At 68.2% G+C, this 15,751-nt stretch carries 18 protein-coding genes; 13 read left to right on the top strand and 5 right to left on the bottom strand.

From position 1 onward, the window contains the following. Positions 1-220 precede the first annotated feature (220 nt). Positions 221-1,405: an FAD-dependent monooxygenase gene (locus L324_RS38250; RefSeq protein ID WP_037320561.1), complete on the bottom strand. Its 1,185-nt coding sequence runs from the start codon at positions 1,403-1,405 to the stop codon at positions 221-223. Between the two features lie 172 nt (positions 1,406-1,577). Between L324_RS38250 and L324_RS38245 the strand changes: the two genes are divergently transcribed. From L324_RS38245 to L324_RS38235, 3 genes are all read left to right on the top strand, one after another. After that, positions 1,578-2,480, top strand: a complete 903-nt coding sequence (locus L324_RS38245; RefSeq protein ID WP_037320558.1) for a TetR/AcrR family transcriptional regulator C-terminal domain-containing protein — start codon at positions 1,578-1,580, stop codon at positions 2,478-2,480. 9 nt (positions 2,481-2,489) lie between these two features. Further along, entirely contained in the window at positions 2,490-3,656 is a 1,167-nt protein-coding gene (locus L324_RS38240) for a pyridoxal phosphate-dependent aminotransferase (protein WP_037320555.1), read from the top strand. Between the two features lie 120 nt (positions 3,657-3,776). After that, positions 3,777-3,962, top strand: a complete 186-nt coding sequence (locus L324_RS38235) for a hypothetical protein (RefSeq protein ID WP_037320551.1) — start codon at positions 3,777-3,779, stop codon at positions 3,960-3,962. A gap of 20 nt (positions 3,963-3,982) precedes the next feature. Here L324_RS38235 and L324_RS38230 read toward each other — a convergent pair whose 3' ends face one another. From L324_RS38230 to L324_RS38220, 3 genes are all read right to left on the bottom strand, one after another. After that, positions 3,983-4,810, bottom strand: a complete 828-nt coding sequence (locus L324_RS38230; RefSeq protein ID WP_037320546.1) for an SAM-dependent methyltransferase — start codon at positions 4,808-4,810, stop codon at positions 3,983-3,985. A 103-nt stretch (positions 4,811-4,913) separates the two neighbouring features. Then, a complete protein-coding gene (locus L324_RS38225; RefSeq protein WP_037320544.1) occupies positions 4,914-5,492 on the bottom strand; it encodes an HAD family hydrolase in 579 nt (192 codons plus the stop codon). A gap of 2 nt (positions 5,493-5,494) precedes the next feature. Continuing rightward, a complete protein-coding gene (locus tag L324_RS38220; RefSeq protein WP_037320541.1) occupies positions 5,495-6,526 on the bottom strand; it encodes a threonine aldolase family protein in 1,032 nt (343 codons plus the stop codon). A gap of 135 nt (positions 6,527-6,661) precedes the next feature. Between L324_RS38220 and L324_RS38215 the strand changes: the two genes are divergently transcribed. The 10 genes from L324_RS38215 to L324_RS38170 all read left to right on the top strand — a co-directional run bounded on the left by L324_RS38215 (position 6,662) and on the right by L324_RS38170 (position 15,045). Then, positions 6,662-7,180: a SigE family RNA polymerase sigma factor gene (locus L324_RS38215; protein ID WP_037320538.1), complete on the top strand. Its 519-nt coding sequence runs from the start codon at positions 6,662-6,664 to the stop codon at positions 7,178-7,180. Then, the gene (locus L324_RS38210; RefSeq protein WP_037320535.1) at positions 7,167-7,871 is read left to right on the top strand and encodes a hypothetical protein; all 705 of its coding nucleotides are present in this window, start codon (positions 7,167-7,169) and stop codon (positions 7,869-7,871) included. The genes L324_RS38215 and L324_RS38210 overlap by 14 nt, the downstream gene beginning before the upstream one ends. A 24-nt stretch (positions 7,872-7,895) precedes the next feature. Next, on the top strand, positions 7,896-8,489 hold the full coding sequence (locus L324_RS38205; RefSeq protein ID WP_037320534.1) for a TetR/AcrR family transcriptional regulator: 594 nt from the start codon (positions 7,896-7,898) through the stop codon (positions 8,487-8,489). A 54-nt stretch (positions 8,490-8,543) separates the two neighbouring features. Then, complete coding sequence (gene purB / locus L324_RS38200; RefSeq protein ID WP_037320527.1) at positions 8,544-9,974, top strand: adenylosuccinate lyase; 1,431 nt, start codon at positions 8,544-8,546, stop codon at positions 9,972-9,974. A 253-nt stretch (positions 9,975-10,227) separates the two neighbouring features. Next, a complete protein-coding gene (locus tag L324_RS38195; protein WP_051174363.1) occupies positions 10,228-11,055 on the top strand; it encodes a substrate-binding periplasmic protein in 828 nt (275 codons plus the stop codon). Between the two features lie 3 nt (positions 11,056-11,058). After that, the gene (locus L324_RS38190) at positions 11,059-11,832 is read left to right on the top strand and encodes an ABC transporter substrate-binding protein (protein WP_037320524.1); all 774 of its coding nucleotides are present in this window, start codon (positions 11,059-11,061) and stop codon (positions 11,830-11,832) included. 8 nt (positions 11,833-11,840) lie between these two features. Beyond that, on the top strand, positions 11,841-12,632 hold the full coding sequence (locus L324_RS38185; RefSeq protein WP_037320522.1) for an ABC transporter substrate-binding protein: 792 nt from the start codon (positions 11,841-11,843) through the stop codon (positions 12,630-12,632). Then, on the top strand, positions 12,633-13,391 hold the full coding sequence (locus L324_RS38180; RefSeq protein ID WP_037320521.1) for an amino acid ABC transporter permease: 759 nt from the start codon (positions 12,633-12,635) through the stop codon (positions 13,389-13,391). After that, the gene (locus tag L324_RS38175) at positions 13,388-14,131 is read left to right on the top strand and encodes an amino acid ABC transporter ATP-binding protein (protein ID WP_037320520.1); all 744 of its coding nucleotides are present in this window, start codon (positions 13,388-13,390) and stop codon (positions 14,129-14,131) included. Before L324_RS38180 ends, L324_RS38175 begins: the two co-directional genes overlap by 4 nt. Positions 14,132-14,157: 26 nt before the next feature. Beyond that, positions 14,158-15,045, top strand: coding sequence for an MOSC domain-containing protein (locus L324_RS38170; protein ID WP_037320518.1), 888 nt, complete (start codon positions 14,158-14,160; stop codon positions 15,043-15,045). Here the strand turns inward: L324_RS38170 and L324_RS41950 are convergent. Continuing rightward, the gene (locus L324_RS41950) at positions 14,928-15,734 is read right to left on the bottom strand and encodes an SAM hydrolase/SAM-dependent halogenase family protein (RefSeq protein WP_081736604.1); all 807 of its coding nucleotides are present in this window, start codon (positions 15,732-15,734) and stop codon (positions 14,928-14,930) included. The two genes, L324_RS38170 and L324_RS41950, sit on opposite strands and share 118 nt — an antisense overlap. Between the last annotated feature and the right edge of the window lie 17 nt (positions 15,735-15,751).

Here is a 15,751-nt window from a genome sequence, read left to right as displayed (position 1 = left end):
GCGCAAGGAAGGGGGCCATCATGTACTGGGGAAGGTGTGAAGGTCGAGTTTCCTCGGCTCAGCCGAGGGAAGGGCCCCTTCACGCGCTACCGCTGTGACTGATGGTGTCACTGAGCCTGGTGGCCGGCCGCTAACGAACCTACCTCCGGTAGGTACCTAAACACCCTTGGTTCTAACCCTCATTACCACTCACGACTACCTGAGCCCCCGCCGTCTCGCCTCAGTAGTCCTTGAGTACCAACGCGTTCGACGCTTCGGTCAGCGGCCGCATCGCCGCCTTCATCACCCGCGAGCTGAACGGCAGACGGCTGAGCAGCCGCATCGACTGGATCTGTTTCCACTGCGCGAACCGCGTATGTTTCCGCTGGTTCAACGCCGCCAGCGCTTGGTTCCGCAGCACGAACGGCCGCATTTCCGTTTCGTACGTGGCGAAAGCGGCGCGATGGTCGCGAGCGGTGGCAAGTGAACCCGCCAGCACGTAAGACCCGACCAGCGCCAAACTGGTGCCCTGTCCCGAAAGCGGCGAAGGGCCATAACCCGCGTCGCCGACCAGCGCGACCCGCCCTTCGGTGAACCGGTCCATCCGGATCTGCGTCATCGAGTCGAAGTACAGCTCGCTCGAAGCCATTTCCCGCACGAGTCGCGGCACTTCCCAGCCTTGGCCGTGGAATCGGTCGGCGATGAGTTTTCGTTGCTGCTCAAGGTCATGACGGTCGAAATCGAGTTCCGGTGACTGGAAGCCGAGCATCGCCCGCGCCTCCGTGTTCCCCCGCGCGCTGTAGATGCCCGCCATTTTCCCCGGCGTCAGGTGGAAGGTCTGCCAGCGGTCCAAGTCGAGGAAATTCGGGACGGTGAACACCGCCAGATACGTGTCCAGATGGTGCGAAAACTCTTTCTCCGCACCGAAAACGAGGGAACGTACGGCGGAATGCTGCCCGTCCGCGCCGACGACGAGAGCGAAGTCCCGCGCGTCGCCGTGGGCGAAGGTGATCCGTACTCCCTCTGCGTGCTGCGCGATCCCGGTGATCCAGTCGCCGTAGACGTACTCGACACCTTCCTGCGCGACCGAAGCGAGGACATCGGTCAGGTCGTCCCGCAGGATCTCGACGTCGTCGCTGTCGGTGAGCCCGCCGGTCAGCGTGTGTTCGGTGACCTTCGCCAGCGTCTTCCCGGCCCCGTTCACGAACGACATCCCGCGCATGTCAGTTCTCAGCTCCCGAAGCCGCTCAAGCACTCCCATCCGCTCGACGACGCCGAGTGCCGTGCCGCGGACGTCGACGGCGTGCCCGCCGACCCGCGGTGCCGGTGCCCGCTCGACGACGGTCGGCGCGAAGCCGTGCCGCCGCAGCCAGTACGCGAGCGTCGTCCCGGCGATCCCCGCCCCCGAAATCAGTACCTGCCGCATGCGAACTCCCCTGTGTACGCTGTTTTGAAGCACTGCGTACAACGTATGAGCAGCACGGCAGCGAACCTGGAAAAAGCAGCTGGGAATCCTTGGTGCACTAGTGCGGTGCACCTAGTGCACTGGCGGGAACGGGCCGCGGGGCGAACAAGCGCACTACGGCGAGGAGTCGACCATGACCGATCCGCCCTACCTGCGGATCGCCGCCGAGATCCGCCGCCGGATCGTCACCGGCGAGCTGCGCGAGGGCCAGAAAGTCCCTTCGACGCGTCAGATCATCGCCGAGTGGGGAGTCGCGATGGCGACCGCGACGAAGGTGCTCGCCACCCTCAAACGTGACGGTCTGGTCGTCGCCAAACCCGGCGCCGGCACGGTCGTCACGGGTCGTACCCCGAAAGCCACGCCGAGAACCGAGCCGGAGCTGTCACGCGAGCGGGTGGTGCGGGCCGCGATCCGGATCGCCGACGCCGAGGGCATCCGCGCGCTCTCCATGCGACGCATCGCGTCCGGTCTCGGCGTCGCGCCGATGGCGCTGTATCGCCATGTCTCCGCGAAGGACGACCTCATCCTCGAAATGGCCGACGTCGCGCTCGGCGAGATCCGCTTCCCGCCCGATCCGCCGCCCGGCTGGCGGGCGCAACTGGAGTTGATGGCCAGGGCCCAATGGGCGCTCTTCCGCCGTCATCCCTGGCTCGCGCAAGCGCTTTCGGTCACCCGTCCGCAGCCGTTGCCGAATCTGCTCCAGCACGCAGACTGGGCCACCCGCGCACTCGACGGTCACGGCCTCCCGCCGTCGACGATCATGTACGCGCACATCACGATCTTCAACCACGTCCGCGGCACCGCCCTCAATTTCGAGGCCGAGGCGGAATCCGAATCCGGCACCGCGCTCACCGCCGACGACTGGCTCGCCGAACACGAGCCGATCCTCTGGGACCTCGTCTCGGGCGGCCGGTTCCCGAACTTCACCGATGTCGTCATGCGCGCCCCGTTCGACTTCGATCTCGACACGCTCTTCGAGTTCGGTCTTCAACGTCTCCTCGACGGCTTCGCGGTTCTCCTCGCGAAGGCGGGTTAGCCTCACCCCATGTCCTTCCCCAGTCCCGCCGCTCGTTCCGACGTCCCGCCGTTCCACGTCATGGACGTCCTTTCGGCCGCGCAGGCCCGGCAGCGCAGTCACGGCGACCTGGTCCCGCTGGTCGCTGGGCAGCCGTCCGCGCCGGCGCCGGGGCCGGTGCTCGAAGCCGCCCAGCGGGCGCTGAAGGACCACACCCTCGGCTACACCGAGCAGCTCGGCATCCTGGAGCTGCGCGAGGCCGTGGCGGCGCACTACAACCGCACCTACCCGGTCGACGTGAGCCCGCAGGACGTCATCATGACGACCGGTTCGTCCGGCGGTTTCCTGCTTTCGTTCCTCAGCGCCTTCGAAGCGGGGGACCGCGTCGCGATGGCTCGCCCCGGCTATCCGGCCTACCGCAACCTGCTGAAGGTGCTCGGCTGCGAGGTCGTCGAGTTCGCCACCGGACCCGAGACGAACTTCCAGCCGACCGTCGGCCTGCTCGACGAACTGGGGCCGGTCAAGGGACTCATCGTGGCCAGCCCGAGCAATCCCACCGGAACCGTGCTGCCACCGGGTGAACTCGCCGCGATCAGCGGCTGGTGCGCGTCACGCGGCGTGCAGTTGATCAGCGACGAGATCTACCACGGGATCTCCTACGGAGCCGGACTCGACTGCGCCTGGCAGTACGGGAGCGAGGCGCTCGTCCTCGGCTCGTTCTCGAAGTACTTCGCCATGACCGGCTGGCGACTCGGCTGGATGCTCGCGCCCCAGCGGCTGCACCGTGCGATCGACGTCCTGACCGGCAACTTCACCATCTGCCCGCCCGCGGTCTCCCAGCACGCCGCGATCGCCGCGTTCACCCCGGAGTCGTACGCGGAGGCCGACGGTCACGTCGAGCGCTACCGTGCGAACCGCGACGCGCTCTTCGCCGGGCTGAAGGGCATCGGCATCGACAAGCTCGCGCCGGCCGAAGGCGCCTTCTACGCCTATGCCGACGTCTCCGAGTACACGAACGACAGCCTCAGCTGGTGCCAGCGCCTCCTCGCCGACACCGGCGTCGCGATCGCCCCCGGTATCGACTTCGACCCTGTCGACGGCGGCAGGTTCGTGCGGTTCTCCTTCGCGGGCTCGCGTGAGGACATCGACGAGGGGATCCGGCGGCTCGGCGACTGGCTCACGGGTCAGCGCCCGTAGGTCAGGGGGAACCCGGAATTCTCCCTGAACGTTGGGCAGAACGAAGGCGCTCGCGAGTTCTGCCTGACAACCTGGACTCACCGGGCCCGCTCGGGCACGGTGAGGCAATCGGAGGATGCCATGTTCTGGAAGATCGTCGGCGGGCTGTTGCTGGCTTGGGTGGCCTTCATGGTGCTCGGGTCCGTGCTCGGTTTCCTCGTGAAGGCCGTCTTTTGGATCGCCGTCATCGGTGGTGCGGTCTTCCTCGGCACGGCCGCGTATGGCGCCATCAAGGGCAAGGGCACCCCGAAGCAGCTTCGCCGCTGAGGGTTTGAACCGCTGAGCCGCTAGGGCTTGCGCGCCACCCCGCCGAGCGACGTGAAGTTCACGGGCGAAAGCGGGGTGAAGCGCGGGCCGTCCGGCCACCACAGGTGGGGGTAGGTCAGCCCGGGGTCGACGAGTTCGAGACCCCCGAAGAACGACTTGATCTCCTCACGCGTGCGGTACAGCGTGTCGAGTCCGGTGCCGTTGAAGCGCTTCTCGAGTGAGGTCGCGAGGTCGGCCGCTTCGGAGCCGTCGGCGGGGTTGTGCTGGTGCAGCAGCACGACGAACGAGCCGGGGGCCAGCGCGCCGACGTAGGCGCGGACGATCTCCCGCGCCTCGTCGAGGTCCTGGATGTGGTGGACGATCGCGCACAGGATCAACCCGATCGGCCGGTCGAATTCCAGCCGGTGGGTGCGCTTGAGTTCCTCGATGACCGTGGCCGGTTCGGTCAGGTCGTTGCCCGCCATATGCGCGAAGTCGTTCGCCGCGAGGAGCGCGCGGCCGTGCGCCAGTACCACCGGATCGTGGTCGACGTAGACGACCCGCGCCTCGGGGTTGTACCGCTGCGCGACCTGATGCGTGTTGTCCACGGTCGGGAAGCCGGAGCCGAGGTCGAGGAACTGGTCGATGCCCGCCCTGTCGGTCAGGTAGCGCACGGTCCGGACCAGCCAGTGCCGGACCTCTTTGGTCATGACCTGTGCTTCCGGTGCCAGTTCGAGGATCTGGCGCAGGACCACCCTGTCGGCCTCGTAGTTGTCCTGGCCGCCCATGAGCGCGTCGAAGACTCGCGCGATGCTCGGCCGGTCGAAATCGACGGGCACGAACGGACGCCGGTCGTGAGGACCTGGCATGGGCACCTACCGTGGAAATACTCGGTTCGGGACGAAGTCAGCTTAGGTCATCGGATTCACCGCGCGTAAGCGGATGAACGATGAGGGTGATATCTCCGCCCGTTCAGCCGAGTGCCGATCGCGCGGTTTCCACGCCCAGCCAGCGTTCCGCTTTCATCCCCACCGCCCGCGCACCGTCCACATTGGACTGTCGATCGTCGAAGAACAGGCAGTCGGCGGGTTCGGCGCCGAGTTCGCCGAGCAGGATCCGGTAGATCTTCGCGTCGGGCTTCATACATCCGAGATCGCCGGAGAAGAGTTTCACCCGGAAGAGTTGCGCCCAGTCCTGTTCGCGTACCCAGCGTCCGAAGGTCGACGACGCGTTGGAGAGCAGCGCGAGCGCGGCACCCGCCTCGTGCAGGCCCTCCAGCAGCTCCATCACCGCCGGTTCCAGATGCGTCCAGCCCTCGACGTCGATCCGGGTCAGTTCCTCGGCGAAGGCCGGGTCGACGTCGACGTCCAGCGCGCGGCCGACGTTCTGCCAGTACTCGAGGTCGGAGCCGCCGGAGTCGTACCGGACCCGTTCGGCCCAGTAGTGCGGCTCGAAATCGGCGGGTTCGAGACCGAAAGCGGCGGCGAGGGTGGGCAGCGCGTCGGTGTGCTCGCTGATGACGTCGCCGTAGTCGAAGACGATCCAGTTCATGTTCAGCCCCCGGTCCTGATGCGGTGAAGTGCTTCTTCGATGTCGGTCGCGGACAGGTCCCGGTGCACCACGAACCGGATCCGGCCCGCCGTCGGCAGCACGCGGATCCCGAGCCCTTCCAGCCACCTCAACCGGCCTTCGAGGTCGGGAGCGGCGGCCAGCACGATGTTGGTCTCGGGTTCGTTGACCTCCCAGCCGTGCTCGGCGAGCCCGCCCGCGAGCCGTGTCGCGTTCTCGTGTGACTCGGCAAGGTCGTCGATGCGGTCCAGCGCGACCAGGCAGGCCGCGGCCAGCACGCCGCTCTGCCGGACGCCGCCGCCCAGCATCTGCCGCATCCGCCGCGCCCGCTCGATGAACTCCGGGCTGCCGGCCAGCACCGAGCCGACGGGCGCGCCGAGTCCCTTGGAGAAGCAAGCCGAAACGCTGTCGACGCCGACCGTGAGGGCCGCGGGCGGCACCTCCAGCGCGACTGCCGCGTGCCAGAGGCGGGCGCCGTCGAGGTGCACGGTGAGCCCGGCCTCTTTCGCGACCGCCAGTAGCCGGGCGTGCTCGTCGGGCGGGGTGACCGCACCGCCCGCCGAATTGTGCGTGTTCTCCAGGCAGAGCAGCGTGGTCCGCAGCGAGTAGTACGGCCCGGTGGGACCGCCGCCGATCGCGGCCGAGAGGGTCTCCGGCGTCGGGCGTCCCGGTCCCGCGTCGTGCTCCAGGGGGTCCGCCATGCCACCCGCGAGCCAGGCGGCGGAACCGAGTTCGTCGGTGATCACATGCGCCCCGCGCGGCGCGAGGAACCGGTCACCGCGCTGGAGGTGGAGGCTCAGCGCGATCAGGTTCGCCATGGTCCCGCTCGGGGTCCACAGCGCGGCCGGCATGCCGAGGAGTCCCGCGGCGCGCTCTTCGAGGGCGGCGGTCGTCGGGTCTCCGTCGAGGACGTTGTCACCGACCTCGGCCTTCGCCATGGCCTGGCGCATGACGTCGTCGGGCCGGGTGACGGTGTCGGAGCGGAAATCGATCAGCGGGTCGGGGCTCAAGGTCACGGTACGATCACATCACATCGTCCGGTCCGCCCTGAACCTCCTCCCCGGCTGGTCCGCCGGGCCCGCTCATGCAACCGTGGACGCCCCCGGTTCCGTCCTACCCACCGACGAGGCAAGAGCGGAGACAACAACCGCGTGAACCAGCGCGACGAACAAGAGTTCGCGGAGTACTTCGCCGCGAAGCGGGACTCCGTGCGCAGGACCGCGTACATGCTCTGCGGTGACTGGCATCGCGCGGACGATCTCGCGCAGACGGCGTTCGTCGCGTTGCACCGGAGGTGGAAGAAGATCAGGGAACGGGCGGCGACCGACGCCTACGTGCGGAAGACGCTGGTCAGGGCGGCCATCGACGAGTCGAGGCGGCCGTGGCGGCGGGAGTGGCAGACCGAAGAGCTGCCCGAACCCCCTCAGGACGGTTTCGACCTCGGCGAACAGGTCGTCACCAGGGAAGACCTGCTGGCCGCGTTGCGTGAAGTACCCCCGAAACAGCGGGCCGTGCTGGTGCTCAGGTTCTTCGAAGGGCTGGACGTCGGCGCGGCGGCGAAGGCGCTCGGCTGCAGCGAGGGGAACGTGAAGAGCCAGACCGCGCGCGGGCTGGCGAACCTCAGGCAGGTCATGGAGAAAGAGGAGGTGACACGGGATGGACGAGAATGACCTGAAGGCGTTGTTCCGTGACGCCCCCGGCGACATGCCGTCCCCGAGCTTCGACACCGCCGACGTCGTCCGCGCCTCCAAACGCGCCACGGCGCGACGTCGAAACGGTATCGCGGTCGCCTGTAGTGCACTGGTTTTGGTCTTGGGCGGAGTGGGCATGTTCGGCGTGCTCGGCGACGTCGATCTCGGGTCGCCGACAGCGGCCAAATCCGACAACGAGGCCGCTTCCGCGGGGCAACCCGAGGCGGCTTCCGCACGTCCTCTTGACAGCGGGGAGTCCTCGAACTTCTCGAACCCGCCGCCTCAGCAGGGGGGCGGCGGGCCAGAGAAGACCGGCCGGATGACGGCCGAAGGCACCTACGGGTGCGACCAGGTGGACCGGGAGCTCGCCACCGCCCTCGCTGGCGAGCTCCCGGTCCCCGTGGATGTCGCCAAGTCGACGCCCGGCGACATCTGTACGACGGGGGCCAGGTCCGCGGGGTTCCAGGTGCCGGGCGGCACGGTTTCCGCGGCGGTCTTCCCGGCCGGCGCTTCCGTCCCGCCGCTGCCCACCGGGGCGGCCAGTGCGCGGCGGACGACAGCCAAGGGCTCACTCGTGGTCGTGGTGAGCCTCGGCGACGGCTCGGGCGCTCCCGCGTACTCCGCGTCCGAGGTCGACAGGCTCGTCGGCGTGCTCGCCACCCGTTACTGAGCGCGCCTGGCAAAATAGCCCGTCATGACCGCCGCAGCGACAACGCCGAAGGGTGAGCGACGGCGCGCCGAGCTCGTCGAGGCCGCCGCGTCCCTGCTCGCCGAGGGCGGGTTCGACGCCGTGCGGCACCGTGCGGTCGCCGAACGCGCCGGGTTGCCGCTGGCCTCGACGACGTATTACTTCGACTCGCTCGAAGAACTCGTCACCGCCGCTGTCGAGCACCATTCGAACCAGGAGCTGGAGACCGGACGGCACCGGCTCGAAGAGCTGGCGACCCGCAACCGCGGTGTCGAAGCGACCGTCGACCTGGTGCTGGACATGCTGCTCGGCCCGCTCCGCCCGGAGCGCGAGGCCGACGCCGAAGCCGTCCTCCTGCGCTACGAACGTCTGGTGGGGACGGGCAGGCGTCCGTACCTGCGGCCCCTGATGCGGACGCTGTCCGCGCAGCTGTACGAACTGCTCCACGAGATCTTCGCGCGTTCGGGGACCCCGGTGGACAGCGCCGAGCTGGCGCGGCTGGTCGCCCTGGTCGACGGCGCCGTCGTCAACGCGCTGATCGAGGTCGACCCGGAACCCCGGGCCGCCGCCGCCCGCATGCTGCAGGCCGCGCTCGCCTAGGGGGGGTGGGCAAGCGCGTTCAGAGGACGAAATGCGGCGGGTTAGTCTGGCCGCGTGACGCAAAAGCCCCGCATCCCCAACGTGCTCGCCGGCCGCTATGCCTCGCCTGAGCTGGTCGAACTGTGGTCCCCGGAACGCAAGGTCGTGCTGGAGCGTGAGCTGTGGCTCGCCGTCCTCCGGGCGCAGGCCGACCTCGGCGTCGAGGTGCCCGACGGGGTCGTCGCCGACTACGAGCGCGTGCTGGAGCAGGTCGACCTCGACTCGATCGCCGCGCGGGAGCGGGTCACCCGCCACGACGTGAAGGCCCGGATCGAGGAGTTCAACGCGCTCGCCGGGCACGAGCACGTGCACAAGGGCATGACGTCGCGCGACCTCACCGAGAACGTCGAGCAGCTGCAGGTGCGGCGTTCGCTGGAGCTGATGCGCGGCCGCGTCGGCGCCGTGCTGGCCCGGCTCGCCGCGATCGCGGTCGAGCACGCCGACACCGTGATGGCAGGCCGTTCGCACAACGTCGCCGCGCAGGCGACGACCCTGGGCAAGCGTTTCGCCACCGCCGCCGACGAACTGCTCGTCGCGTTCGAGCGGCTCGACGACCTGATCGGCCGCTACCCGCTGCGCGGGATCAAGGGTCCGGTCGGCACCGCGCAGGACATGCTCGACCTCCTCGGCGACGAGTCCACTTTGGACGAACTGGAGTCGCGGGTCGCGGCGCACCTCGGGTTCGAGCGGGTGTTCACCAGCGTCGGCCAGGTGTACCCGCGCTCGCTCGACTTCGACGTGCTGTCCACAGTGGTCCAGCTCGCGGCCGCTCCGTCGAGCCTGGCGAAGACGATCCGCCTGATGGCGGGCCACGAACTGGTCACCGAAGGCTTCAAGCCGGGCCAGGTCGGCTCGTCGGCCATGCCGCACAAGATGAACACGCGTTCGTGCGAGCGGGTCAACGGGCTCGCCGTGGTGCTGCGCGGATACCTGTCGATGATCGGCGAACTCGCCGGCGACCAGTGGAACGAAGGCGACGTCTCCGATTCCGTCGTCCGCCGGGTCGCGCTGCCCGACGCGTTCTTCGCCCTCGACGGTCTGCTGGAGACCTTCCTCACGGTGCTGGCCGAATTCGGCGCCTTCCCGGCGGTCATCTCCCGTGAGCTGGATCGCTATCTGCCGTTCCTCGCCACCACCAAGGTGCTCATGGCGTCGATCCGCGCGGGCGTCGGGCGGGAAACCGCGCACGAGGCGATCAAGGAGAACGCCGTCGGGGTCGCGCTCGCGATGCGGGAGCAGGGGCTCGCGGAGAACGACCTCCTCGACCGCCTCGCCGCCGACGAGCGCATCCCCCTCGACCGCGGTGAGCTGGACAAACTGCTCGCCGACCGGATCTCGTTCACCGGTGTCGCCCCGCGTCAGGTGGCCGCGATCGCTTCGCGCGTCGAGGCGATCCTGGAGCGTTTCCCGGAGGCCGCCGCCTACAGCCCGGCACCCATCCTCTGAGGCGGGAGTGGGCGGTCGGTACAGCTGGTCGTGAGTGGCAAGTGTCGTTAGAACGGCACTTACCACTCACGACCCGCTGTACCGAGGTCACTCTGTGAGCAGCCCCACCTCAGGACGTTCACAGAGTGAGACGAAGTTACTCGAACGGGCGAAATCCCTAATCTCGATCGCTGAACCCGGAGCGCCAGGCCGCCCATCCCGCGGCCTGGCGTGTTTGTATCGCGCCTTGGCGCCGAAACCCACGGAAGAAGCGATGAGATCCACGCTGTCGAAATTCGTCGCCGTCGTCACGGCGGGAGCGGTCACCCTCGCCCTCGCCGCCTGCGGCTCCGGTGACGCGGGCACGAGCGCCCAGAAGCTGCGCGTCGGCACCCTGACCGACGCCCCGCCGTCCATCTACCTCGAGAACGGCACCTTCACCGGCTACGACAACGAACTGCTCCGCGACATCGCGAAGCGCGAAGGCTTCGAGGTCGAGTTCGTCGGCACCGAGTTCGCCGGGCTGCTGGCCGCCGTCGCCACGAACAAGTTCGACATCGGCAGCTCCACGATCTCCACCACCGAAGCCCGCAAGAAGACCGTCGCGTTCAGCAACGGCTACAGCACCGGGTTCACCACGATCCTGACCAAGAAGGGCGCGGGCCTCAAGGACGTCGCCGCGTTCGGCGGCAAGCGGCTCGGCGTCGTGCAGGCGTCGGTCCAGGACGACTTCGCCAGTGGCAAGGTCCCCGGCGCGAACGTCGTGCGCTTCCCCGACTACAACGCCGGTTTCGCGCAGCTGAAGGCCGGCAGTCTCGACGGCTGGGTCGTGCCGAAGGACATCGGGCAGAAGTACATCGACCAGAACCCGGACGTCCCGCTGGAGTTCGGCTACACCGTCGAGACCAAGGACACGCCGTCCGCGTTCGCCGTCCGCAAGGACAACAAGGAGCTGCTGAAGAAGCTCAACGACGGTCTCGCGAAGGCCGTCGCCGACGGCACCGTCGCCCGTCTGCACGCTCAGTTCTTCAAGACCGAGCCGTTGCCGAAGGAACTCGAACAGGGCGGCCCCGGCCTGCCCGTCCAGAACGCGGGGGTCTGAGTCATGAGGAAAACGCTGATCGCGGCACTGGCCGCCGGACTCGTCGCCGTGCTCTCCGCCTGCGGCGGCGGGGAGTCCGTCACCGAGAAGACGCTGCGGGTCGGCACGCTGAGCGACGCGCCGCCGAACATCTACGTCGAGAACGGCAACTTCACCGGCTTCGACAACGAGCTGCTGAAGGCCATCGCCACCAAGCAGAACCTGAAGCTGGAATTCGTCTCGACGGACTTCTCCTCGCTGCTGGGCCAGGTCGCGAACAACCAGTTCGACATCGCCAGTTCGGCCATCGCGCAGACCGACGAGCGCAAGAAGAACGTCGACTTCTCCAGCCCGTACAACTTCGAGGTGATGAGCATCCAGACCAAGGACGGCTCACCGATCACCGAAGAGAAGGCATTGGCGGGCAAGCGGGTCGCGGTCATCCAGGCGACCGTCGGCGACAAGTGGCTGTCGTCGACCGTGCCCGACGCGCAGGCCGTGCGGTTCCCCGGGTACGCCCCGGCGCTGGCCGCGCTCAAGAGCGGCGCCGTCGACGCCTACATCCTCGACCAGGCGATCGCCGAGACGAACGTCAAGGAAAGCACCGACGCGAAGCTCAAGGTCGTCAAGTCCTTCACCACCGACGTCCCGCACGGTTTCGCGGTGAAGAAGGGCAACACCGAACTCCAGACGAAGATCAACGAAGGCCTGAAGCAGGTCATCGCCGACGGCACCTGGGTCAAACTGCACGAGAAGTTCCTGCCGACGGCGCCGGTACCGGACCAGTTCAAGGCGTGAGGATCACGATGAAGAAGTCACTCGCCGCCGTCAGAGTTCTCACCGCCGCCTCTCTCGTGACGGTGCTCGCGGCGTGCGGCGGCGGTGAAAGCGCGAGCGGTGGCACGCTGCGCGTCGGCACGCTCAGCGATTCGAAACCCAACGCCTATCAGGAGAACGGCGTGTTCACCGGGTTCGACAACGAGTTGCTGAAGGCCATCGCCACCAGCCAGAACCTGAAACTCGAGTTCGTCTCCACGGAGTTCTCGACGTTGCTGAGCCAGGTCGCCAATGGCAAGTTCGACATCGGCAGTTCGGGGATCTCCCAGACCGACGAACGCCGCAAAACGGTCGACTTCTCGGCGCCCTACAACTACCAGTCGCTCGGTATCGAAGCCCGGGACGGCGCCGGTATCACCGACGAGAAATCCTTGGCGGGCAAGCGGATCGGGGTCGTGCAGGGCACGGTTTCGGACAGCTGGCTGGCGGCCAACGCGCCCGCGGCGCAGGCCGTGCGGTTCCCGCAGGACGCCGCCGCGCTCGCCGCGCTCAAGGCGGGCGCGATCGACGGCGCGATCTTCGACCAGGCGACCGCCGAGGACTACGCGGCGAAGAACCCGGACGCGAAACTCAAGGTGGTCAAGGCGATCACCACGACCATTCCGCACGGTTTCGCGGTCAAGAAGGGCAACACCGAGCTGATCGGCAAGCTGAACGCGGGGCTGAAGCAGGTCATCGCCGACGGGACATGGGAAAAGGTGCACCAGCGGTTCGAACCGAACGCGCCGGTGCCCGCGGAGTTCAAGGCCGGGCAGCAGTAAGTGAACGATTTCCTCAACACCTTCCTGAACTGGGAGTACATCCGGCAGGTCTTCCCCGACCTGCTTCAGACGGGGCTGCTGAACACGCTGATCCTGTCGGTGTTCTCGGCGCTGATCGGCACCGTGCTCGGCATGCTGCTGGCCACCATGGGCCTGTCCGGCAAGGCGTGGCTGCGGTGGCCCGCCCGGGTGTACACCGACGTCTTCCGCGGCCTGCCCGCGATCCTGACCATCCTGGTGATCGGGCAGGGCGGGGCGATCCTCATCCCGTCGCTGGCGCGGAACCCTTACCCGCTGGGCATTCTGGCGCTGAGCCTGATCGCCGCCGCCTACATCGGCGAGATCTTCCGCGCCGGTATCCAGAGTGTCGAAAAAGGACAGATGGAGGCCAGCCGCGCGCTGGGCATGAGTTACACCAAGGCGATGGCGCTCGTCGTCATCCCGCAGGGGGTGCGGCGTGTGCTGCCCGCGCTGGTGAACCAGTTCATCGCGCTGGTCAAGGATTCCAGCCTGGTGTACTTCCTCGGCTTCCTCGCCGAGCAGCGCGACCTGTTCCGGATCGGGCAGGATCTCGCGGCCAACACCGGCAACCTGTCACCGCTGGTCGCGGCGGGCATCGTCTACCTGGTGATCACCGTGCCGCTGACGCATCTGGTCAACTACATCGACAAGAAGCTGCGCACCGGCAAGAAGATCCGCGTCGACGACGAGGGTGACGATCTGACACTGGTCAACAGCGGAAAGGTCCCGATGTCATGAGCACCACCGCTGTCCGTTCCTCCAGCGTCGAACTCCGCGACGTCCACGTCTCCTTCGGCACCCTCGAAGTACTGAAGGGCGTGAACCTCAAGGTCGAGAAGGGCCGCACGACCTGCATCATCGGCCCGTCGGGTTCCGGCAAGTCGACGCTGCTGCGCTGTGTGAACCGTCTGCAGGAGCCCGATTCCGGTGACCTGCTGCTCGGCGGGGAGAGCGTCATCTCCGCCGATCCGGACGCGCTGCGGCAGCGCGTCGGGATGGTGTTCCAGCACTTCAACCTGTTCGGGCACCGCAGTGTGCTGGACAACATCACCTTGCCGCTGCGCAGTGTGCGGAAGCTCGGCAAGGAGGAGGCGACCGAGATCGCGCACGCGCGGCTGGCCGAGGTCGGTCTCGCCGACAAGGCGCCGTACCGGCCGAGCGCGCTTTCGGGCGGGCAGCAGCAGCGGGTCGCGATCGCGCGGGCGCTCGCGATGGAGCCCGAGGTCATGCTGTTCGACGAGGCGACCAGCGCGCTCGACCCGGAACTGGTCAAGGGCGTCCTCACCCTGATGGCCGGGCTCGCCGAACGCGGGCTGACCCTGCTCGTGGTCACCCACGAGATGGGGTTCGCGCGCGGCGTCGCGGACGAGGTCGCGTTCATGGACGCCGGGAAGATCGTCGAACATGACGCTCCGGAAGCGATCTTCGACGCTCCGCGAAGTGAGCGGCTGCAACGGTTCCTGTCCCAGGTGCTCTGACGCGGACGACTCGCTAACCTGCGGCTATGGCGAGAGTGGCGAGGCTGGTCTATTACCCGGTCAAAGGCTGCGCGGGGACGTCGGTCGACACGGCCGACGTCACCCCGGCGGGCCTGACGTTCGACCGATCCTGGATGGTCGTTTCGGCCGACGGCGAGTTCCGCAGTCAGCGGAAGCATCCGGTGATGGCCTCGATCCGGGCCGACGTGCTCGACGACGGCGCCCGGCTGCGGCTCGCCGCTCCCGGCGTCGAAGAACTCCTGGTCGAGACGGTCACGGACGGGCCGCGGCATCCGGCGGCGACGTTCACCTGGCAGGGCAAGGGGGTCCACCAGGGTGCCGAGGCCGCGGAGTGGTTCTCGGAGGTCCTCGGTCTCCCGTCGGTGTTCGTCGGGCTCGCGCCGGAGCACGAGCGCGTCACCAACGGCGAGGTCCCCGGCACCGCCGCGTTCGCCGACGCGCACGCGATCCTGCTCACCTCGGAGTCCTCTTTGGACGGTCTGAACGAGCGGATCGCGTCGCGGGGCGCCGAGGCCGTGCCGATGGACCGCTTCCGGCCCAACATCGTCGTCGCGGGCTGGCCGGAACCGCATCGAGAGGACGAAGTCCGCTCGCTCACCGCGGGCGGCGTGGAGCTGGGCTACGCCAAGGTCTGCATCCGGTGCACGGTGCCGATGGTCGATCAGGAGACCGGCGAAAAAGCGGGCCCGGAGCCCATCCGGTCGCTCGCGGACTACCGCCGCGAGCCCGAGGGCGGCGTCTCGTTCGGGATCAAGATGGCGGTGACCCGGCCGGGTCAGCTCTCCGTCGGCGACGAGGTGATCGTGCACTCCTGGGCGGGCCCGAGCCCGAGCACCGACGCGGCCGAGCCGCCGTTCACCGCGACCGCGAGCCGTCCGGCCGAATCGGTGTAGAGCACGTTCTCCCCCGGCGGCACCGTGCCGAAGGTGTCGCCGACCAGCGCCTTCACCAGCACGCGCTCACTGCTGACCGAGACCGTGCCGGACAGGCCCGCCAGTTCGAGGTCGGCCGGGCCCGCGGCCAGCTGGACGTTGCCGAAGTGGTCCACCGTGAGCACTTCGGCCACCAGCTTGCCCGGGAACACCGCGACGAACGGATCCGGCAGCCGCACCAGGTCGTCGACGGGCGGGCCGAACTCCTCCGGTGCGACGCCGAGCGCGAGATGCGCCGCCGCGGGGGCGAAGACGTCGCGCCCGTGGAACGTCGACGACGACACCGGAAGGCGGTATTCCGGTGACGCGAGTTCGTACGCGGCTATCACCCCGCTGAGTGTTTCGGCGGCGGGAATGAGAAGCCCGTTGTCCGGGCCGACGAGGATTCCGCGCCCGGCGACGACCACGACGCCGCGCCGCGCGGTCCCGACGCCGGGGTCGACGACGGCGAGGTGCACCGCGTCCGGCAGGAAGGGCGCGGTTTGCGCCAGCACCTCGGCGCCGGTCCTGACCTGCTGCGGAGGGATCTCGTGGCTCACGTCGATGATCCGTGCCGAGGGGGCGATCCGCGCGATCACCCCGTGGCAGGCGGCGACGAAACCGTCGCTCAAGCCGTAGTCGGTCGTGAAGGAGACGCAGTGGATCGGCATGATCAGCCATCATCCTT

Source organism: Amycolatopsis orientalis DSM 40040 = KCTC 9412, assembly GCF_000478275.1.
In the GTDB taxonomy this organism is placed as follows: domain Bacteria; phylum Actinomycetota; class Actinomycetes; order Mycobacteriales; family Pseudonocardiaceae; genus Amycolatopsis; species Amycolatopsis orientalis.
Note: the sequence above shows the minus strand (reverse complement) of the source record. Positions and strands in the feature narration are given on the sequence as shown.